Source organism: Photobacterium sp. (genome assembly GCF_033720175.1).
GTDB lineage: Bacteria > Pseudomonadota > Gammaproteobacteria > Enterobacterales > Vibrionaceae > Photobacterium.
Genome location: NZ_JAWWDA010000010.1, coordinates 89,196 through 110,691 on the forward strand (window position 1 = coordinate 89,196; position 21,496 = coordinate 110,691).

The 21,496-nt window shown below is 45.1% G+C and carries 17 protein-coding genes; 8 read left to right on the forward strand and 9 right to left on the reverse strand.

Translation table 11 applies throughout. The features are described 5' to 3' along the window. Positions 1 to 132: 132 nt before the first annotated feature. The gene (locus R3289_RS12845) at positions 133 to 531 is read right to left on the reverse strand and encodes a YbaN family protein (protein ID WP_318926014.1); all 399 of its coding nucleotides are present in this window, start codon (positions 529 to 531) and stop codon (positions 133 to 135) included. A gap of 450 nt (positions 532 to 981) precedes the next feature. Between R3289_RS12845 and R3289_RS12850 the strand changes: the two genes are divergently transcribed. Further along, a complete protein-coding gene (locus R3289_RS12850) occupies positions 982 to 1,344 on the forward strand; it encodes a TraR/DksA C4-type zinc finger protein (protein WP_318926016.1) in 363 nt (120 codons plus the stop codon). A gap of 177 nt (positions 1,345 to 1,521) precedes the next feature. Here the strand turns inward: R3289_RS12850 and R3289_RS12855 are convergent, their stop codons facing one another. Together R3289_RS12855 and R3289_RS12860 are read right to left on the reverse strand one after the other, a co-directional pair. Next, on the reverse strand, positions 1,522 to 2,160 hold the full coding sequence (locus tag R3289_RS12855) for a DUF2057 domain-containing protein (RefSeq protein WP_318926017.1): 639 nt from the start codon (positions 2,158 to 2,160) through the stop codon (positions 1,522 to 1,524). A gap of 99 nt (positions 2,161 to 2,259) precedes the next feature. After that, the gene (locus R3289_RS12860; protein WP_318926019.1) at positions 2,260 to 3,228 is read right to left on the reverse strand and encodes a porin; all 969 of its coding nucleotides are present in this window, start codon (positions 3,226 to 3,228) and stop codon (positions 2,260 to 2,262) included. A gap of 534 nt (positions 3,229 to 3,762) precedes the next feature. Between R3289_RS12860 and dinG the strand changes: the two genes are divergently transcribed. The 4 genes from dinG to R3289_RS12880 all read left to right on the forward strand — a co-directional run bounded on the left by dinG (position 3,763) and on the right by R3289_RS12880 (position 8,267). Continuing rightward, a complete protein-coding gene (gene dinG / locus R3289_RS12865) occupies positions 3,763 to 5,841 on the forward strand; it encodes an ATP-dependent DNA helicase DinG (protein ID WP_318926021.1) in 2,079 nt (692 codons plus the stop codon). A gap of 85 nt (positions 5,842 to 5,926) precedes the next feature. Continuing rightward, entirely contained in the window at positions 5,927 to 6,478 is a 552-nt protein-coding gene (locus tag R3289_RS12870) for a primosomal replication protein (protein WP_318926022.1), read from the forward strand. A 65-nt stretch (positions 6,479 to 6,543) separates the two neighbouring features. Further along, positions 6,544 to 6,705 carry a pleiotropic regulatory protein RsmS gene (gene rsmS / locus R3289_RS12875; RefSeq protein ID WP_318926024.1) on the forward strand — a complete coding sequence of 54 codons (162 nt, stop codon included), beginning with the start codon at positions 6,544 to 6,546 and terminating at the stop codon, positions 6,703 to 6,705. A 230-nt stretch (positions 6,706 to 6,935) separates the two neighbouring features. Beyond that, entirely contained in the window at positions 6,936 to 8,267 is a 1,332-nt protein-coding gene (locus R3289_RS12880) for a hypothetical protein (RefSeq protein WP_318926025.1), read from the forward strand. Between the two features lie 73 nt (positions 8,268 to 8,340). Here the strand turns inward: R3289_RS12880 and R3289_RS12885 are convergent, their stop codons facing one another. Next, entirely contained in the window at positions 8,341 to 11,061 is a 2,721-nt protein-coding gene (locus tag R3289_RS12885; protein WP_318926026.1) for a M16 family metallopeptidase, read from the reverse strand. Between the two features lie 352 nt (positions 11,062 to 11,413). Here R3289_RS12885 and dhaK point away from each other — a divergent pair, with 352 nt between their 5' ends. Genes dhaK through dhaM form a run of 3 tightly spaced genes read left to right on the forward strand, consistent with a single transcriptional unit; the run spans position 11,414 to position 13,997 of the window. Beyond that, positions 11,414 to 12,481: a dihydroxyacetone kinase subunit DhaK gene (dhaK, locus tag R3289_RS12890; protein WP_318926027.1), complete on the forward strand. Its 1,068-nt coding sequence runs from the start codon at positions 11,414 to 11,416 to the stop codon at positions 12,479 to 12,481. 24 nt (positions 12,482 to 12,505) lie between these two features. Next, a complete protein-coding gene (gene dhaL / locus R3289_RS12895) occupies positions 12,506 to 13,138 on the forward strand; it encodes a dihydroxyacetone kinase subunit DhaL (protein ID WP_318926028.1) in 633 nt (210 codons plus the stop codon). A 19-nt stretch (positions 13,139 to 13,157) separates the two neighbouring features. Further along, positions 13,158 to 13,997 carry a dihydroxyacetone kinase phosphoryl donor subunit DhaM gene (gene dhaM, locus R3289_RS12900; protein WP_318926029.1) on the forward strand — a complete coding sequence of 280 codons (840 nt, stop codon included), beginning with the start codon at positions 13,158 to 13,160 and terminating at the stop codon, positions 13,995 to 13,997. Positions 13,998 to 14,046: 49 nt separating this feature from the next. Here dhaM and R3289_RS12905 read toward each other — a convergent pair whose 3' ends face one another. The 5 genes from R3289_RS12905 to R3289_RS12925 all read right to left on the reverse strand — a co-directional run bounded on the left by R3289_RS12905 (position 14,047) and on the right by R3289_RS12925 (position 21,490). After that, entirely contained in the window at positions 14,047 to 16,524 is a 2,478-nt protein-coding gene (locus R3289_RS12905) for an EAL domain-containing protein (RefSeq protein ID WP_318926030.1), read from the reverse strand. An 8-nt stretch (positions 16,525 to 16,532) separates the two neighbouring features. Continuing rightward, positions 16,533 to 17,591: a spermidine/putrescine ABC transporter substrate-binding protein gene (locus R3289_RS12910; RefSeq protein WP_318926031.1), complete on the reverse strand. Its 1,059-nt coding sequence runs from the start codon at positions 17,589 to 17,591 to the stop codon at positions 16,533 to 16,535. Positions 17,592 to 17,774: 183 nt separating this feature from the next. Continuing rightward, complete coding sequence (locus R3289_RS12915; protein ID WP_318926032.1) at positions 17,775 to 17,948, reverse strand: hypothetical protein; 174 nt, start codon at positions 17,946 to 17,948, stop codon at positions 17,775 to 17,777. Positions 17,949 to 18,183: 235 nt separating this feature from the next. Continuing rightward, positions 18,184 to 18,672, reverse strand: coding sequence for a hypothetical protein (locus tag R3289_RS12920; RefSeq protein ID WP_318926033.1), 489 nt, complete (start codon positions 18,670 to 18,672; stop codon positions 18,184 to 18,186). Between the two features lie 283 nt (positions 18,673 to 18,955). Next, positions 18,956 to 21,490, reverse strand: coding sequence for a hybrid sensor histidine kinase/response regulator (locus R3289_RS12925; RefSeq protein ID WP_318926035.1), 2,535 nt, complete (start codon positions 21,488 to 21,490; stop codon positions 18,956 to 18,958). Positions 21,491 to 21,496: the final 6 nt, after the last annotated feature.

The window sequence follows — 21,496 nt, forward strand, 5'->3', positions numbered from 1 at the left end:
TTGTTTTCCGTGCACCAAAGTTCGCCCTTCTACAGGCCAGGTGCTTAAATCGAGTTAAACGCCCGCGACTGTAAAGTGCCAGAAGCAAGAGCGGGGTTCCTAATACCAATGACATTATGTCAGCACGCAATACTATTGATTTTTTTTCACGGGAGCAACTGACTCTATGATTGGCAAACGATTAAACCAGAGAAGTAATGTTGCGCCGATCACAATCAGCATAATTTTATGCCAGAGGTGAGGCACCAGGGTAACAGAGAGGGCAAAACTAAGTACTATCGAAATATTGGCACGCCGCTTCACCGTTGGTGATAACGCCCGGTTTTCGTGCCAGTTAATCAGAACCGGGCCTAAATGTGGATGCTTATGCAACCAGCGACTCAGCCGGGGCGAGCCGCGCATAAAACAGGCGCTGGCCAATAGCAAAAAAGGGGTCGTCGGCAATAAGGGAAGAAAAATCCCTGTCACACCTAAAACCACACACAGCCAACCACAAATGACCAGTATGGTTCGCTTGATCAGCGCTTTCACTACCTACTCCTTCTAATCCCCTTTACTCAATAGTAACCGAAATTTTAATGCGTTATATAACCAAGTAACCTCAAGATACAGGTTACTTGGGTATAGCCTTATAGTCAGATTACTGTGTCAGTATCCTGATACAGGTTAAGCTCGCCGGTAAGGTTGCAAAAAGCAATGCAAAAATAAATCCGACAAAGTAAGTGAAATTGTACGGATCTTTATAACTGTGTTCCATTATGTACTTCCTTTTTAAGTCTATTTGAGCGGCTGATATAACGGTCTGAAGCTTCTTTGAGCTCGATTTATTTGTAAATGGACTATATCAGGGGATGAAACTGACAAAAACCGAAGGAAAATACGGGTATTCGGGCGAAGAGTCATAAAGATTTGATTCAAATCACAATCAAACAATAAAAGCGTTTTAGACTAAATTCATCACCAATAAATAAAAAAACAACTATGACAACGTCAGAAGCTATTTATCAGCAATTACAAACCACTTTGGAGCAACAGCACATTGCGCTGACCAAAGAACTCAAACACGAGATGCTTTTAAACACCTTGGCGCCTTCGGTGACGACAATCGAAACCGCAGATCTCAATGATTTGATCATGATGGCAAAGTCTTCTTTTATTCCGGACTTATTTGATCTGGCGATCAGAGTGGAAAAAGTTGATGCTGCAGTCTGCTCGGTCAAATTAGGGATGTATGGCTTGTGCGTCGATTGTGAAGAGGAAATTGAGATTGATGACTTGTTAGAAGACCCGGCTCAGCCTCGCTGCCGAGCCTGCCGTGATCACAGCCGGTATCACCATGACTGACCACAGACTTTGCTGGGTTAAATCAGTCTAATTGAGGGCAACCCAGCAAAGCGGATCTGTTGCCCGTCGCTCTATGCTATAACCCAGACCACCATTATTAGATATCAGGCATATTCAGGTATAAAAATAGTTTTGCTGTAAACACAGATCTCTATACCTGACGATACAATAGCCTGATTAATTAAAGTCGTGCTCAGCCATCCAGATTTTAAAGGCTTTTTTCTCTTTATCAGACGCTTTGGTGTACCACATTTTAAGCTGAGTCAGCGAGTCTCCGGTGATTTTTACCTCTCCCTGCTCGGTAACCTGAACGGCAACTTTTTCCAGATCAACCGCATAGCCCTGCTCAAAGACAATACCATTCTGACTATTATAGTCAGCCACTAACGCTTCCATATCGCTGAAAGCTGCAAACCCTGCCCCCTGAAGTTCAGTATATTTGATGGTTTCTTTCATCCCATCCGCATATTCCAGCGACCAGTCGGCACCGCGCTCAAAGTGTGCTTTTGCCTGTGACAGTGTCGTCAAATTCGGCAGAACAATCGTGGCATCTTTATCGGCCACATTGAAATCGAACAGATAAGGCCGGGTGGTAAATATCGTCCCTTTGGAGCCATTTTTAACTTCGCCGTCAAACCGAACCACGATCTGATGCTTGCCATTAGTCAATTCGATACTTTTGGTGGGTGACCAATATGAAGATAAGACTTTCTTGCCATCAACCACCAGTAATTCGATATTTTCACTGGTCGATAATGTTGCAGCATGCACACTTGCCGACAGCATGAATAAAGCAGCCAATGTTAACTTTTTCATTTACACCCTTAAATATGAATAAAAACAATTCACTCAAAATAGCAAAAAGCCGCCCAAAAAGGCGGCTTTTTTATGAAGTATTCTCAGATTACATCAATCTTAGAATTTAACTTCCATACCAGCTAGGTAACCGAAGTCGTAATCAGCATTGTCAGCGTCAGCATAACCAACTTCAGCATAAACTTTAACGTTGCTGTGCAACTGCTGAGTCACGTTTGCATAAACGTTATCAATTGTGTTGTTAGCTTTATCTTGATCAGCACGGTTATAACCTAGAGCAAAAGTCGTTCTGTCCATAGTGTAAGAACCGTTCAGTTCGATTAATGAAGTATCTTCATCAACAGAGCCGCCCTTCTTCACTTCAACTTCACCATAAGACGCTGCAAACGAGAATGCACCCATGTTGTATGCGCCTTCAAGATTGAAAGCTTCATTTTCTTGCTTAGTTGCAGCAGTTGATGCAGTTTCAGATGTGTAGAAGTAAGCACGAACGTCCAAGTCACCAAAACGTGCACCTAGACGACCATCGGTGATGGTACCATTTGTGTTCAAGAAATCTGTTGCACCTTTTGCACCTTCAGCATCTAAATCGTGTGAAAGACCAAAGTAGAACTGACCGTTGTCAAATACATATTTAACAGTTTCAGAACCTTCAGTATCGCCAAAGCTAATTTGCTCAAAACCTAGCTCGTAGTCTTTACCGACGCCTGCATCATCAGAGATAAGCAGCTGACGACCAAAAGTAAACGTACCGAAGTCGCCACTCAGACCAACCCATAGATCATCGTTAGTTACGTCTGATTTCTCAAACGCAAAACCAATACCGGCAACTGCGTTTAGATCACCAGTAAGCGCGATAGTTGTGTTAAGCGCTAGGTCACCGTCATCAAGGTGAAAACCTGCATCGTCGTTAGACGTGTCTTTTTGAATTGCCTGAAAGTACTGAACTTCAGCTGCAGCTGACAGGTCAACGAAAACGCCGTCTTGATCATACAGAGTAACGCCTGCTGATGCAGAACCTGCAGCTAGTAGAGCTGGTACAGCTAGTGCTAATAGAGTCTTTTTCATGATATCCACTGCCTTATTCTTATTGAGTATGGAATTTCCGTTTCCAGAATTCCTTTTCTTATATTCCCCCGGTCATCCATCTGCTTTAAGCATCAAGAGAAAAAACAACCAAGAGTGAGTAACTTGTGGAACTCATCCTGCAGAACTTCAAACTGCATGTCAAATATTCTAATAGCATGCTCAAAAAACATAAAACTAACTAAAAACCAATGAGTTGGAGCTAATTGAGATTAATTATCAAACACAATTAAGCGTTGATAAATCAAGGTTCACTTTTTAACACGATAAAATAAACAGAATATAATCCCGATATGGCCACCATAAAACAGCAAATAAACCTAAATTACCACAAAAAAGTACCATTAATGGATATATCATTGTTTTTGAACCGCTCAACGGTACTCCCGACAAAGGTTCAATCTTATTTCGTGATGAGATTCTCATTTTATTTATAAACTATTCGGAAATTTGTCACCGCTCACATTTAGGGCTTCATGCTATAATCCCCATCCCTGCCAAAACGAAGTTTAAGAAATGTTACACAGCCAGATCAAAAGTGATATCAAACAATGCTATGAGAACCTGGGAAACCAGCTGGACAATTTTATTCCCCGTCGAGCACAAAACTACCTGGTTGCAGAAATCGCCAAAACTCTGGCTGGTGAATATGATCCGAAACACCGAATGCTCGTGGCAGAAGCGGGGACGGGTATTGGTAAATCGCTGGCTTATTTGCTGGGTGGGATCCCTTTTGCACAATTTAATAACAAAAAATTACTAATCTCGACGGCAACAGTGGCATTACAAGAGCAGTTGATAAACAAAGATCTTCCCCTGTTCAACCGAATTTATCCTCGAGAGTTCAGCTTCATTCTGGCAAAAGGTCGTCAACGTTATTGTTGCACCCATAAACTGGAAGCATGCTGTACCACAGACAGCGACCCGCAAGTGGCATTATGGGAAGAAAAACCTAAAAAGTCTGATTTAGAACTTTTGCGACGAATGCTAACAGCCAGCCAGGAAAGGAAATGGGATGGTGATCGTGACAGCTGGCCGACAACGATCCCCGATCGCGTCTGGCAACAGATTATGGCCGACAAGCACAGTTGCCATGCCGGTATGCCCAAACACCGTAGCTGTCCGTTTGCCAAAGCCAGAGAGCATATGGATAAAGCCGACGTTATTATAGCCAACCATGCCCTGCTGATGGCGGATATAGAGCTTGGCGGGGGCGTGATCCTGCCTGAGCCCGAGAATACAATTTATATTATTGACGAAGCGCACCACTTGCCGCAGGTCGCGCGAGATTTCTCCTCTGCCGCCGCCAGTCTTAAAGGCGCGGCAAGCTGGCTGGAAAAGCTGAACCAGTCCGTCAGCAAACTGGCCGATCTGGCTGAATACAGTAAATCCGGGCGCTTTCAGACTACCTTACAAGAAAATATCCAGCATCTGATCCCTACGCTGCGTCAAATGGCCACGAATATTGATCCCGCCTTGTTAAATAAAGATGGAGTCTATCGCTTCGAACACGGTGAACTACCAGCCTGGCTGGAAGAAGAAGCCAAAGGCTGTAAAGAGGCGAGTAAAAAAGCAGGGCAATCACTGGGTAAGATCCATGATTTAATTTCCGAACGGTTAAAAGAGAACGAGATAGTGCCTCGATTGGGTGAGCAAGCCCTGGCTGAATCCGGGTTCTACCTACAGCGTCTTGAAAACCTGGAAAAGGTCTGGACATTAATGGCTCAGCCGAGCAAGGATAAAGGCGCGCCTTTAGCACGCTGGATAGAAAAAAGTCCGGAGCGGGAAAATGATTTCATTGTAGAAGTCTCTCCCCTTGAAGTGGGTTATCGCCTCGATCAGTTACTGTGGAGCCGCGCGGCTGGCTCAATCTTGGTATCAGCAACGCTGCGCGCGCTGAATCAATTTAGCTATTTCTGCCGTCAGGCCGGTATCTCAGAAAATGACGGTACTCGCTTTCTGGCTTTAGCCTCCCCGTTTGACTACCAGAATAACGCCCGCTTAGTCATCCCTGCATTGCCACTGGAACCACAGGCAGATAAGTTTACCGATTTGCTGATCAAAACGTTGCCGGAATACTTAGAAGGGGAAACGGCCAGTCTGGTCCTTTTCTCTTCCTATTGGCAAATGAACAAGGTCACAGAACAGCTTCGCCCTCTGGCGAAAAAAAACAAGTGGCAATTACTGGTTCAGGGCGAAGAGTCTCGCCATATTATTCTAAAAAAACATAAAGAAAACTGTAAAAACGGCATAATAAGCATCCTCTTTGGTACGGGGAGTTTCTCTGAGGGCCTTGATTTACCAGGTGATTTACTTACCAATCTCATTATTACCAAGATCCCATTCGCAGTGCCGACATCTCCGGTTGAAGAAGCGCATGCGGAATACATTGAAAGTCGTGGCGGCAATCCGTTTTTACAAATTTCAGTGCCTGAAGCCAGTAAAAAGCTGATCCAATCGGCAGGACGTTTACTGCGAAAAGAAGATGATTCTGGTAGAGTCGTGCTGCTTGACCGCCGGGTGATCAATCGCCGTTATGGCAAGGCATTGCTTGATGCCCTGCCGCCTTTTAAGCGTGTGATTGAATATACTTAAAAGTAGTAACGACCGAGATTCTCGGTACTCGCTTAGAGGGCCGCTTTGGCCATAGAATAGACACGAATATTCAAGGTACACGCCAATGTCTGATCTCGCTCGCTTAGAAGCTATCATTAACCAACTGACGACCGAAGCAGCTCAAATTGACCGCCAGCGTGGTGAGGCCTTACGGCCTTTGTTTGATGAGCAATTATTTCGTTGCCGCAGCAAGCTACTAACACCGTGTGTTGATGAAATCCACCATGAAATAACAGCATTGCGTAAAGAGCGCCAGGCCGGAAAGCTGCTCCCCTCTCGGACTCAACATATCTGCGAGAAAGTCATCGCTCAAATTCAGGCGATCCAACGCGAACTGGCGACGTTGAAAATCCGTAAAAATGAACCCAAAAGGCCAGGTAGCTGGCGCCGTCCAATCAATGAGCTCTATCAGGACCTGTCCCAGCACAAAGACTGGGAGCGCCGTTTGGCAGCAATGCTACGGGATAAAGAACTGTTATTCCGCCACTGCTCGACAATGACTGAACAGCAAAATCTACAACAAGAAATTCTGGCGCTTGAAGGGCGATTATCACGCTGTCGTACTGCGCTGGTAAGCATTGAAAAGAGCATTACTCATCGTGAGCGAAAAGGGTAAAAGGCTTTACTGCGCCCTGTTCCCCGGCAACTCGTACACCACACTCATCCATAAGAAAGGTCAGTATGACAAAAGACAATCCCTCAGCATCGCTGGCAGAAGCCCCTGAAGACACTCAATTGGCTGTCGATCTCATTTATCTGCTAGAAAGTAATGAAATCGAACCGCAGGTGGCTCTTTCAGCCCTGGAGATCGTAAAGAAAGATCTGGAAGCTAAGTTAGGGTAAAGATTCATTCTTTGCTCTTATTCATTCCAGCTCAAATAAAGAGTCATAAAATTGACCATTTGTTTAATTGATCGCCATATAATTAACGTTTTTTGTGCTGACAGCACATTATTTAAAATATCATTTCATCTTGATTCGAAAATAAATAGAATGGGCTTCTCAGATCATCATTAAATATCACTCAATAATAATGATGGCTAATACTTATTTTTCATCACTAAGGTTTATTCATGAAGAAGGAATTTCGTATCGCTGCGATTGTTGCAGCCATTACGCTATCAGGTTGTGCGTCAGATTCTAATTCAACAACCAGTCTACCATTAGAAACCAATCAGGCTCAAAACGAGACTCAACTTCAGGATGTCACCCAAGCACTTGATTTCGCGAACAATACATTAGAAGAATCACACAAAATAGAATTAGCTTGGTTTGCAACAGAACAAGTAAAAGATGCCGTCGATGCCCTGAATGAAGCCAAAGAGTATTTTGCTGAATTTGAACATGATCCATCAGAGGCAAATAGCAGTGCAGGAATATTCAGTTCTAAAACCAATATTCAGGAAACTCAAGATGCATTAGCACAATTTAATGTTTATATTCAAAAGGCTAACGCTATCCGTAGTGAAGCTTTAACGGTATTAGAAGAAGCCTTTAGTTATCGCAAGCAACTGGATAGCATTGAGGCTGAGAAATATTACCCGAGCACAACTAAACAATTAGAACAGCAACTAAAGAAATTGGTTAATTACGTTGCCGATGACAACGCTGAAAATGCAATCAAATACCAACCAGAACTCGTGCGAAAACAGCGCGTTCTGGAGGTCAAAACAGTTACCAACATTTACCTGTCTGAAAGTCAGAAAGAGCTAATACGCCAGAAAACAGCGAATATCAGCAGGCATGCACCAGAGACCCTGCGCCATGCTGAAGCAACACTAAAAGCGGCCGAAGCGTTTATTAACGCTGAACCAAGAGCCATCTCGCGCATTGCTGATAAAGCAGAAGAAGCCCGCTTTGCCCTTGCCCATTCACAGCAAGTTGCTACGGCCGTGCAAAAGCTGAAAGCGATGCCGCAAAGCGATTATGAGCGCCACATTGTCAGCTATGAAAAAATTCTGCTGGAAGTCAGCGTCGCTCTCGGCTCTGGTGATCTGCGTGATCAGCCGATATCCCTGCAAGGCAAGCATCTGGTCAATCACATCAAAACTAACCTGCAAGGGCAAAACGACAGCCTGATGGCGCAGAAAGAAGCCGAAGCCAAGTTAGAAAACAAACACGATCAGAACAGCGCTCTACAGCTGGAAATCGCCGAACTCAAAGCAACATCCGCCAAAGAGCGCCGGATGCTCAGCGAAGAAAAGAATCGCTATTTACAGCAGGTTGCCGAGCTGTCGGCACAGCTTAACCGGGCTAAATCACCCCAAGCCGTCCAGCCAGAGCAAGTCTCTCCGGTGAAAAATACTGAAGCAGACCAAAAGCCGGTACAAAAAACGGAGGTTTCAGCAACGGAGACTCCTGTTGAGAATGCAACGGCAGAAATCACCGCTGAAACGACAAGTTAACCCAAGACCTTCTATTGGATAAAAAAAGAGCCTTTGCTCAGCAAAGGCTCTTTGTTATTTTTCCCGGAATAAATTAAGATTTAGGCATTAAGACATGTTCAAGCTGCGTTGTTTTACTGCCCATTAACCGCTCGATTAAATGGTTAATGTCATCTCTGCTGATCTGCTCGATCTGCTTGTCAGGATCATTAACCGCATCCAGACCATAACCATGTACCAGATAGCGCGTCATAAACCAGGACATTTCTTGTGCATTGGTCGCCATTGGCTTCAAGTCACTGGCCAGCTGTTTCGCGGCAGAATCTCGCTCCTCCTCGGTAATACCTGAACGTAAATCACCGATAAGTTCGGCCATCGCGCTGCGCACCAGATCCAATTTCCCGGCATCGGCATTAATTTCAAGTATCAACCGCGAAACTTTACTTCCATCAGGCATGATATTAAAGGCCGTCGGCGAATAACCCAAGCCATATTTCTCACGTAATAACGTTATCGCTCGCTGAGAAAATACCCTCAGCATCATATCTTCGGCAAAGACATCCTCGACGGTTTTGGCGTTACCTTCGGCCAGAAAGCTCACCCCGTAAAACATGCCGGATTCATTGGATATCGGCAGTAAAATATCCTCTGGCTGCTTATCAAATTCAATAATATGGTGGTTATCACTTGGCTTCGCCATAGGGATATTCGCAACATAGCGGGTCAGTAGCGGTACGAGCTCATCGGCTTCAATATTACCGACAACCACCAGCTTGAAACCTCGGTTCTGACCAAACAATTGCCGATAAACTTGCTGAACCTGCCCTGCACTCACGCCTTGATAGGTCTTACCGTCATGAATATAACGCAGGCTATCAGGCGTATAGAGATGACTATAGATCTCTGCATTAAACCTGCCGCCAGACGATGCCAACCAATTATCACGCTCGCTGGCAAATTGTTGCTGTACTTGCTTAAACTGAACTTCATTTACCTTTGCATGGCTTGCCGCTTCTCGCAATGCCGCGAAAGCCAGCGGTACTTTTTCGTAACGAGTCTGAAGGTAAAAACCGTGTTGGGTTTCATCGATAAACGGATTGAGCATCGTTTCATTACGCGTCATATATTGATTCAGCTGTGCCGCGTTAAAATCGCCCAACCCGCTGCGAAGAAATGTATTTACGGTTAAATTAGAGGCCGCATACAAAGCAGGATCCAATGCCGCTATTCCCCCCAACGATGAGTAATACATATAGACTTGCTTTTCGGCGGCCGGCATCTGCTTCAGCCACACTTCCACCCCATTGCCTAATTGCCACTTCGTGGTATCTGGACTTATTTGCTCAGTGCTTACAATGGCTCCCAATGTTGACGGAACCGGAAAATCCGTCATGGTTTTAGCCATAAGCAGAGGCGCCCCTTCAGCATCGAAAAGTACCTTATAAGCTTGGTTAGTCAGCTCCAGCTCAAAGGGTTGCTCTTGCTTTTCGATACCAAAAAAGGGTGTTGTAGACTTTTTGCTCAGCCTGTTTTTTAGTGCCTTATTTGTTTTCGCTAACTCGTTGGATTCAATAAAGGCTGTCAGGTTGGCTTTATAATCCTCTTTTGCCTGAACAGGCATTTGATCAATCAATGCATATACTTTGACATCCGCCATTTTACCCGACGTCATCTGCCGCCAGTCACCGTCAATATTTTCCAAATCACGGTTAAACAGGGCTAATGCTGTGCTTAACTCAACAGCTCCCACCCCGTGATCGCGCAGGCTCGCCAACTCCTTGGCCAAGAAAGCCTGACTCTGTATGCGATCTGATGCGTTAAATGAAATATCAATCACTACCTGCTTGCGATCAAGCAGATCAAACGGCATAACCATTACTGCGTGGATCGGGGTATTGGTGGCTAACATCCGTTCACGTAATCGTTGCTCAATCAGAATATTCAGCAAATTATCATTCATGATCTTCTGCTGATCGGCATGAGAGCTAAATGCCCTCGCCTCAAGATCAAACACGATACTCATGGTTGCAAGCTGACCTTGCGGAGCAATCAGGGCTATCGGATTCTCACCGACAGGATTCACCTTAAAATCTTCTGCTTGCTGGGCACCCGGATCTTGCTGCCAGCTCGTAAACATCTCACTGACAAGTTGCTCGGCTTGCATTGCCGTAAAGTCGCCGGAAATAACCAGTTCAGCATTATTAGGCTGATACCAGCTTGCATAGAAGGCCGCTAATTCTGCAGGATCAATATTTTCAATTGAAGCTTTGGTTCCCAGTACATCATGCTTACTGTGTTCACTATTAGCCAACAAAGCAAAATGCGCCTGCAGATCAAGCGGCATTTCATTTGGTCGTGATTGACGAATTTCACCTAACACCACTCCTTTTTCGGCTTCAATGGCGTCGGGGGTTAATAACAGGCCGTCAGCAACATCTCTGAACCAGGTCAGGGCCGGCTGCAGTTCAGTTTGATCAGGCAGCGCTATCTGATAAACCGTATGGTCATAATAAGTATAAGCATTCAGGTCGTTACCAAAATCAACACCGACCTTTTCAAACAAGGCGACAACGTCATTTTCGCTGAAGTGCTGACTGCCGTTAAATGCCATGTGTTCGAGGAAATGGGCATACCCCTGCTGCTGCTCTGTTTCTTGCAGGCTACCGGCGTGGATCAAAAAGCGAATTTCTACCGGCTCACCGGCTTTAGGGTGAAAGTGGTATTTCATCCCGTTGGTCAGCACACCTTGTTGCCAATCCGGATCTGGCACTATCGGTTTCTGCTCAGCAAGATTGGTTTGGCTGCAACCAATCAAAACTATAGCCAAAGAAAACAATACAACTATTCTCGATATAATGCCTTGCCTCATGTTTTTAGTCCCATATATATAAATTAATCAGCATATTAGCCTTTATGAAAAGGTGTTAAAAATATCAATAAAAACAAATGACTCCTCTAAAACAAAAACAACGAACGGATTCACACTTCAAAAAAGAAACAGTGTGCAATAGTAACTTGTTCCTGTAAAGGCTCGAATAAGAATAATATCTGCAGATCTGCGCCCGACCTTAGTGCCTGGAAATTATCACAGAGACAGCATATTGAGATCACTTAGGTATACACTTAAATATGTTGCATGCCGCCCCGGAGTACATAAGGACACTATGATGAAAAAGATGATTAATCATGTTGATAACATCGTAAGAGAGCAACTGGAAGGGATCGCTAAGGCGTACCCGGAACTACAGGTAAACTTTGAACCTTTTTATATCTGTCGCAAAACACGCGGCAAGCCTAAAGTCGCACTGATTTCAGGCGGCGGTAGCGGTCACGAGCCGATGCATGGCGGCTATGTCGGTTTTGGCATGTTAGACGGCGCATGCCCGGGGGAAATGTTTACGTCACCAACCCCGGATCAAATGTACGAATGCGGCCAGCAGGTTAATTCCGGAAAAGGGGTTCTGTTTTTAGTTAAAAACTATACCGGCGATGTGCTGAATTTTGAAACCGCCGTCGAGCTGCTTCATGGCGACGGCATTGCAGTTCAAGCCGCATTGATCGATGACGATGTCGCCGTAAAAGACAGTTTATACACTGCAGGCCGGCGCGGTGTCGCCGCTACCGTGCTGGCAGAAAAAATATTGGGCGCCGCGACAGAAGAAGGCTATACCCTGGAGCAATGCACCAAACTCGCTAAACGCATCACTAACCGTGGCCGCTCAATAGGTATTGCCCTGTCTGCCTGTACCGTGCCGGCAGTCGGTAAACCGGGCTTTGATTTGGCAGACAACGAAATTGAATTTGGTGTCGGCATTCATGGCGAACCCGGGATCAGACGAGCGCCTTTCACTGACAGCGACACCGTTACCACCGAGATGATGGCAGAAATATTTGATAACGCCCCATATCAACGCACCATTCGCCGCTGGAACAACGACACCGGCGAATGGCAAGAAGAAAGCTGGACGACGGAAGCCCTGAATAGGGGCGATAAAGTGATTGTGCTGGTTAATAGCCTCGGCGGCACCCCTATTTCTGAACTCTATTGTGTCTTCCGTAAAGTCGCTGAATTACTTGAGCAACAAGGTATTACCATCAAGCGTAACCTGATCGGCGCTTACTGCACATCACTTGATATGCAAGGTGTCTCGATTACCGTTCTGAAAGTCGATGATGAAATGCTGTCACTGTGGGATAGGCCCGTAAATACACCAGTGCTACGCTGGGGCTGTTAGCTAAAGCGAATGATGGAGGCCAACATGATAGTGACTAAGCAGCACATTGTTAAATGGCTGGAAACCGCCGCTGATATTTTTTCCCGGCAGGAGAATTTTCTCACCGAATTAGACCGTCAGATTGGCGATGCCGATCATGGCTTAAATATGAATCGTGGTTTTCGAAAAGTGATGGAGAAGCTCCCAGCCGTGGCCGACAAAGACATTGGGAGCATATTAAAAGCCACCGGAATGACACTGCTGTCAAGCATCGGCGGTGCCAGCGGGCCGCTGTATGGCACCTTCTTCATTCGCGCAGCATCCAGCGTTATGGGAAAAGAAGAACTGACATTAGAGGAGCTTGTGACAATACTCGATGACGGTGTCAAAGGCGTGCAGCTACGAGGTAAGGCTGTCGCGGGCGATAAAACCATGGTTGACACCTGGCTCGCGGTGATCAACAGCCTACGACAGCAACCAGGTAGTGAAATGGACCTCGCGCTGGAACACGCAGCACAAGCGGCTGAACAAGGCATGAAAGCCACTATAGAAATGCAAGCTCGTAAAGGGCGGGCAAGCTATCTGGGTGAACGCTCTATCGGCCACCAAGATCCCGGAGCAACCTCGTCATACTTCTTATTTACCGCCCTGTGTGACAATGTATTACTGTCACGGTAAGGTCTGACCAAGGTTTAACATGGTAAATATTGTCATTGTTTCTCATAGCCGGCGTTTAGCTGAAGGCGTTGTAGAGCTGGCCGTTCAAATGACCCGCGGACGAATAAAAATGGCCATTGCCGCAGGTATCGACGAGCCCGACAACGACAAAAAAAACGGCCTCGGTACCGATGTCGTTGCTGTCATGTCAGCCATTGAGCAGGTCTATTCCGCTGACGGGGTATTGGTGCTGGTTGATATGGGCAGTGCCATTCTCAGTGCAGATATGGCGCTGGAATTACTCGGTAGTGAACAGGCAAAAGCCGTATACGTTTGTGCCGCACCACTGGTTGAAGGCTCTATTGCCGCCAGTGTCGCCGCCGCGGCCGGCATGCCGATTGAACAAGTGATCCATGAAGCCCACGGAGCGCTTGCCGCCAAATACCGACAACTGAATCAAACCATGCCGCTACCCGCTGAAAAGCCATCGGCTGCATCTCTCGTAGCCGCGCCTCTTTCAACCGATACTCGAAAAGCGGTGATCCCGCAGCCTGCTGAGCAATTGCAGTTTTCATGGCAGATCCAAAATCCACACGGTATCCACCTCCGTTCGGCCGCAGCCATTGTCACCGCCGTCAGTCCGTTTGATGCCGACGTATGGCTCAGCAAAGGTGGGCAGCAAATCAATGCCAAAAGCATCAATAAAATCACCCTGCTTGGCCTTAAGCATCACGATACAGTGATTTGCATCACCCGCGGGAAAGAAGCGGGGCCAGCCCTCAATGCATTTCGCGCGTTGGCCCAGCGGCATTTCGGAGAAGATCTTTCCGGCGAAGACATTCTCAGAGAAGGTATGTCCGGAAAAAACACGGTTCGGTAAGCTGAACTTACTGGATTACTGGCCCGTGACGGGCGGCGTTCTGGGCAACTTAAAAATAATCAGGCACTGTCATTCCGGCTCCTCTCTTGGTCTTGCCCGTTAGCTCATTAACCAGCAATGTGGTGATTTCCCCTGCCGGCTTGGGTCGACTGAACATATAGCCTTGCAGCATATCGCAGCCTTCCTTGAGCAAAAAGGCTAGGTGTTCCGGCTCTTCAACCCCCTCCGCCACCACCTTAAACCCCAGAGCATGGGCCATGGTGATAACGGCAGATAAAATCACATTGTTATTCCTGTTATTAATTTCACACATAAAACTTCTGTCTATCTTAAGAATATCAATGGGCAGGTTTCTCAGGTAGCTAAGAGAAGAATAACCGGTTCCAAAATCATCAAGTGCAATGTTAATATTTTTATCATGCAACCGCTCCAGCATGGCGAAAACGTCCTGCTCGCCATTTATAATGGCTGTTTCTGTTAACTCAATATAGAGTGAGCCCGGAATGATTCCACTGTTCATAATGCAATCACTTAACTCTTCAGCAAAATTAAGGTTATTCAGTTGTATTGCAGATACGTTGATTGCCAGCTGGATCTCGGTAATCCCCATATCCTGCCAAACTTTTAGTTGACGGCATGCTTCTCGAATAACCCAGTCACCAATGGCCGTGATCAAACCATTTTTTTCGGCTAACGGAATAAACAGATCGGGTGGGATCCAACCTAATTCTGGATCATTCCAGCGAATAAGGGCTTCCAGTGAAGTAATATGATGGGTACGGCCATCGATGATTGGCTGGAAATAAAGTTCAAACACCTCTCTTTCTATCGCTTCATGCATTTTTTGCCCGATGTTCGAAAACTCATAATTCTGCTGGCTAAGCATATCAGTGAAGTTCTGGTATCTCCCTCTACCCATTTTTTTAGCATGATACATAGCAATATCGGCATTTTTTATCAGCTCCTGGGTCGTAATGCCGTTCTCGGGATAACACGCGATACCAATACTGCCGCTGATATAATAATTTTTATCGTCAATCTTGATTGGTAAAGCAATCACATCAAGAATTCGTTGAGCGACTTTTTCCACACCAGCCACCGCGGAATCGCCAGTAAGCAGCACCGTAAACTCATCGCCGCCAAGTCTGGCAATCATATCTCTTTCGTTGATATAACTGATGCAATCTTTCTCGCGCAGATTTTTATGAATACGAAGCGCCACCTCGTGAAGCAGCTGATCACCGGCGCAATGACCAAGGCTGTCATTGATCTGCTTAAAATTATCTAAGTCGATGAACATGACGGCAAGATGACTATTATCATTAATTGCGCTTTCTAACGTTCTGTTGAGATGCTTGGTAAACATGAAACGGTTAGGTAAGCCCGTCAGGAAATCATTGAATGCCAGATCGCGGATCTTTTCATTCGATTTAAAGAGTTTAAAGCTCATTCGATTAAATTCATGGCCTAGCTCATTCAGTTCGTCATCTCCCGACGTTTTCACCTGAACCAATTCATTGTCATGACTTAAGCGTAAAAAAGCCTGATGCAGATTTTTCAGTGGCCGGACAATTTGAAAATGGCTGAAAGAAACCAGCAAGGGGATAAATATTATAATAGAAAACAGAGTAATGATGGCCACAAGCATACTGATATTACGGCTCGATTGTAATAAGACCTTATACGGTAGCAGTGCATGAAGCCGTAATTGATGTTGCAGGTTAACGCTGGTGTGGTAGTAATCTTTTCCCTCTATATCGAGAAGATTAAAAGTGCTCTCTTCGGCCGATTTTAATTTCGATGCTAAATCAAGTGGCGTTATAGTTTTCGCATTTTTTGCCGAATAAGGTAATACGACTTCCCCCGATTGTTCGGTGATTAAAAAACGTCCCCCACTCCAGGAAAAATCACTCAAGGCATCATTTAACACCTCCAAGTTTACGGTTATTACCAGGTAACCACGCACTTTCGGAAGGGCGGTAAAAGAATCGACCGCCTTGTTGATAATATCTAGCCGTTTAGAAACATACAGGCTGAATTCACCATTGTCTGGATTAACCATAAATTTCGCATGGTGATTATTCTCATTTTTCGCGATGGCCGAAAACAATACGCTCCCCTGTTCGGTTTCTGTCTGGTTCGGAATAAAAGGAACCGTTAACCGGAGATCTTCATAACCATCGGGCAATATCACCCGCATTTCATAATACTCGGGAAATACCTGCATAATACTTTTCAGCTTGCTTAACAAAGGGCGCTGCATCAACGTATAGCGCTCTTCTTTATCATCGGTCAGTATATAGTTTCTTAATAAATCGTCTTCCGTGATCAGTTCGACATTGGCTTGTGCTGTTTTCACAAGCCTGTCGGTCTGAGCAACAATTTGCTCAAGAAATTTTGTTATCTGAGTCACACTGCCCTGCTCTGCAGTGCTTCTGAGTTCAACAAAAGCAATGGTACCTAGCAGCACTTGCGGTATGCAAAGCAACAGTACAAGAAGGATTGGCAGCTTGACTTTTAGTTTCATCGCGAAAGCTACTGAATAATACTGATGGCAAGCCTATTGCGTTGACGCTGCGCATCGGCTGAAAGTAACTTATAAAACTCGGATTTTTTCAGGCTGTCCGGGTCCGGGTAAATCGCCTCGTTGCTCAAAAACGCCTCAGGTAACAGCTTTTCCGCCGCCAAATTGGGTGAGGCATTGCAAACAAATTGGGCCAGTTGGGCCGCATTCTCCGGCTGGTTGATAAAGTTGAGAAAGGCATAGGCCAGTTCAGGCTGTTTTGCGTTCGCGCCGATAGTTAAATAGTCGACCCAGATCCCACCTCCCTCTTCAGGCAGCACAAAAGTCAGATTTTCACTGTGCTTCTGTACCATCACGGCATCACCGTTATAAACCATCGACGCCAGAATCGTCCCGGATACGATGGGTGAAGTTTCATCAAGTGTCATGTAAATATAGGAATTAACCATGTTTTTTTGGGCATGCAACACTGCTTCGACCTCTTTAAGTTCGGTACTCTCTTCGCTATTGGCCGAATAGCCCAGTGATTTCAACCCCATACCAATCAGATCACGGGTATCCTCAAACATGCCAATTTTACCTCGTAGCTCAGGAATGGGATGATAAAGTTGCTGCCAGCGGGTGATTGGCTCTTCAAGTAAGTCATGCCGGTAGATAATACCCACGGTTCCCCAGAAGTAAGGGACTGCATACTGCTCTGCCCCTGAGAAGGTACTTCGCCACTCCGGGTTGATATGTTGTAAGGTAGGGAGTTTCTCTTGTTCCAGCTCAGCCAGCCAACCGCGCTTGATATAGCTTGCCAGATCAACACCGGAAGAAAGGATCAGATCATACCCTTCAGCATTATTTTGCAGCAACATTTCAGATCGCTGTTGATCAGAGCCGAAGTATATTTCAACCACTTTGGCCTGATACTGTTGTTCAAAACGCTGAACAAGCTCGGGGTCAAGGTATTCACTCCAGTTTAGAATCGATAAGACTTTCTCAGCACAATAGGCTGATTGAGGAAAAAAAGATGAAGAACAAAGGATAAGCACGGCACTTATCATTGATATTTTTATCGTTGTCATAAGCACACTAATCCTTGGCCATCTACATTCCAGATTAGTAAACGATAATAAAATTTACAAGACAGCCATGCCTGCCTTTCTATCTACATTCCCACGTTTGGCTTAATTAGCCAAAGGCTTAGCGAATATGTGGCGTTGATTGAAAGTAGCGAGGGAAAAACAAAAAAAAAGTGCGATGATATTTTATTTATTCACTTTATCCTCAAGCCCAATATCATCAGCATCATCTTCAACAAGCTTTTGTTTCTCCGCTTGTTTTTCATGCAGAGCATCAATTAACTTTCGGTTTAGTTCGGCAAAATAGATATCTTCTTCCGCCTTTCCCTTCAGACGCATACGCTCAGTGAAGTCAGCCATATTAATACCTCAAATAACCCTCATAGATTAATATTAGCTTATTAAGCTGTATCAAGTAGATCTGGATACTACCTGCAAATAAAAGAGAAGATAGATGCGATGGAAGTTTGAGTGCGCCGGGGGGGAAGAGCGACGGCTTGGCTTTACACGAGGATAGAAGGTAAAACTGAGATTGCTTGTGATGACTTAAGCAAGTGCTAGGACCTGCCCAACAACCTCAGATTCATTAGTCAGGTTAGATGCCTGCACGCTTTAACAAGCCAGTCATCAATGGTGAGCTTGCCTTCACCTGTTTAGACTTAGCCTTAAACTCACGAGCCAATGCCACATCGTGCATTTCGTTCGCGATATAAATCATCGACTGGTACATATCGCGTGGTGTTTTGATGCGTGCAGCGTCGTTTAGCGGACTGATGATTTTAACAACATCCCCGCCCGTTTTGTTGTACTTATTGGCATACTCAAGAACAGAATCAAACAACTTATCCAAATCAAGCATAAAGTCAGAGTTCTCTACACCCTGCTTCTTCATCTCTTTCAGGTTTCGCTTTCTTACTTGCTTAATGATAAATCCAGGCGTGTTTAATTTCCGATAACCGTAGAAACCCGCAAGAATCAGTAAGACAGTACCACCTGCCACATACCCCCAAATTGAACCTGAAGATTCAACAACCGGCTGAACCACATCGACAGCATTTGCAACAGAGACTGGCACATCAGACATATTTGTAACCTTTAACTTAAATAAAACGGAACATCAGAGACATTATGCATGCCGCAACCAAAGGGCTATGCGTTTTATCAATTTTTATGTCGAATAGAGTGACAGAGGTCAAGATTTTGACAATTCCTCGCCATCATTGGTGCGGCAAAGGGAAGGCTCGCCTATGCATCCCAGCGTTTTGTGCCTGTCTATAGCCTGGCTGACGCCAACTGGCAGCGCGGGATATCTGCTGGATCAGGTTGGCCATCGGCATCGCATTTAGCTAACAGCTAACAGCTAACAGCTAACAGCTAACAGGAGATTTTTCAGTTAGCCATTGGTTCAACATTGCGGTCAAGGCAGGCTTAGAGGCTGGTTTAGTCAGATAGCCATCCATCATGTTGCTGATGATTTCCAGCTCTCGCGATCCAGACTCGCCTGATAGCGCTATGACGGGGGTAGCAGGGCTGAGCTGTTTGATTTTTGCTGCTGCATCAAAACCATTCATCACTGGCATTTGAATGTCCATGAGAACAAGATCGATAGGATTGTTCTGGAATATATCGACCGCGATTTTGCCATTATTTGCCTGAATCGTATCAATACCCAGTTGTTCGAGGTAGAGCTTTATCAAGGCACGTTGAACCTCTTGATCGTCAACGATCAGAATCGTTTTTCCGCCATAATCTCCTGTCGCCGGCGTAGATAGCGGTTGATTGGCAACAGAACCTGGCTGACGTTGCACAGCGTCTATCACAGATGAATGGTTCACTACCTCATCGTAAATTGAACTCTCAACAGACAAGATCGGGAAAATCAAATGGAACTCGGTGTACTCCCCATGTTTTGATTTGCACTGAATACGGCCGCCAAAGGAGTTCATGACTCGTAAACAATACCCGAGCCCAAGACCACTACCACCATTTTTGTTATAACTAAAAAAGTCGTCAAAGATCCGCGTGCGGATATTCTCTGGTATACCTGGCCCGGTATCTCTGAAAACGACCCTATTTTCGTGACCGTTAGAACAAGATGTTATTTCAATGCGGCTCTCTGGATAGGAATCAAAATAGTAAATCGAATTACGGCATAAATTGAAAATCACAAAGTTAAATAACGTATCGTTGACCCTGACAGAAAAGTCTTCATTGATATTCAGATGCACCCTGCTTTCAATTTGTTCACTCTCAAAACCATATTGATTAAGGGCCTGCATCAATAAGCGCTTGATCGGTGATGTCGTCATTGGTTCTTGATCGAGCGATGAGTTGTTCACTTCTCGCAAAATGATATTGATCAGCTGCCTCCCCCTGTCAATTGCCATCTTACCTTTTTCTATCTGATCCAGAAGCGTCTTGAGATCAGCCTGTGTTTGCACCTGTATTTGGAGTGTTTCCAGGTTGAGTTGCAATTGAGTCAGGGGGTTGCGCATTTCATGCGCGATTGAATTTGCTAATGCCTGAGATTGACAAATCCGTCGCTCAAAATTGATGTAACCTTGCGCTTGTTTCAGCACTTTTTCTAATACCACTAACTCTTCATTTGAAAACAATCGACCGTCTTGCTTATGGGGTGAAATCAACAGATGCGAAATCATCTGCTGGCTGTCAAAAAGCGGCATAACAACGGCCGCTTCGTTCTGGCTCATTTTATAATGTAATGCAGCAAGGGTATCTTGGCCGGTACTGTTATCGAGCTTATCGGTAATCTCTTCAAATACCAGGGGTTCTCGGATTTTGGCTAAATAATGAGTATAAACATCTGAATCATGAGAGTTTTTCACTAGCTGCATTTTGTTGCCGGGAACATTCAACAGTGTTGCCAGCTTCTGAATAGCCGTTGTCGGTGATGATTGAAACTCTTCAACCAAAGAGTATATTTGCTCTGTTGGTGGCATAGGGGAATTGTACACCATTAAACTGGTGTATTTTTTCACTCGGTTCAACAGTTTCTGCCATGTGAGACCAAGGATCACGCTGTAAGCAACAATAAGCTCAAATTGGTACGCCGTGAAATCCATCACAAGGGAGAGCGGCACCAAATACAGCACACTGGTCACCGCTACCGTTAAAGCCAAGAAAAACAAATATTTGATACTGTAAAAGCGGGAAGTAAGCGAGGCGTAACCCATCAGCAGCATTTCGCTGATCGAGAAAGCGGGTGGCAGCCAGGTAAGGGAAAAATCACCGAGGAAATAAGTCATTCCCAGATGAATCGTTGCCGTTGACAGCATGAACACCACAATACCAGCAATCATGTAGTTATTTTTGGTCAGACTGAGCTTACTACTCCGCCTGCGCATGGCGATAAGGTTCGTCAGGGTGAGTACGACCAGCGTTATCAAGCTCATAAAGAACACGGAGGTCTGGGGTCCAAAGTCGATAATGAAATCACTTGGAGCCACGATCGCAACATTTTTTACCGTTAGATTTGGTTGTAGGTTCACATACAGAGAGTAGAAAGAAAGCCCATAAAAAACAATAAATTGCCATTTAAAAACCTGCCGTTTTTCCTTTGCAGCTGAGAGACGGCATGAAAAATAAAACGCAAATGCAAAAGCAAAGAAGGACGCCAGATTAGCCAATTTGGCCATGAATATGCCGCCAGCGTCACCAAACTCGACAAGCAGATCAGTGTGGAAATAAGCATTGCTTGAAATCCACAACGTGATGCAGCTGGAATATGCAATATATGCTGCGTGATAAGTCCCTAAAATCTTTTCATTTTTTAACTTCAGGGTATAGCAGTAGTAAAGCAACCACGCCATGACCATACTGGTAGCGAGCAGTAGGATAATGGCTTTGGGATACATAATTGATTGCAGGTTCAAGTCAAACATTGGTCA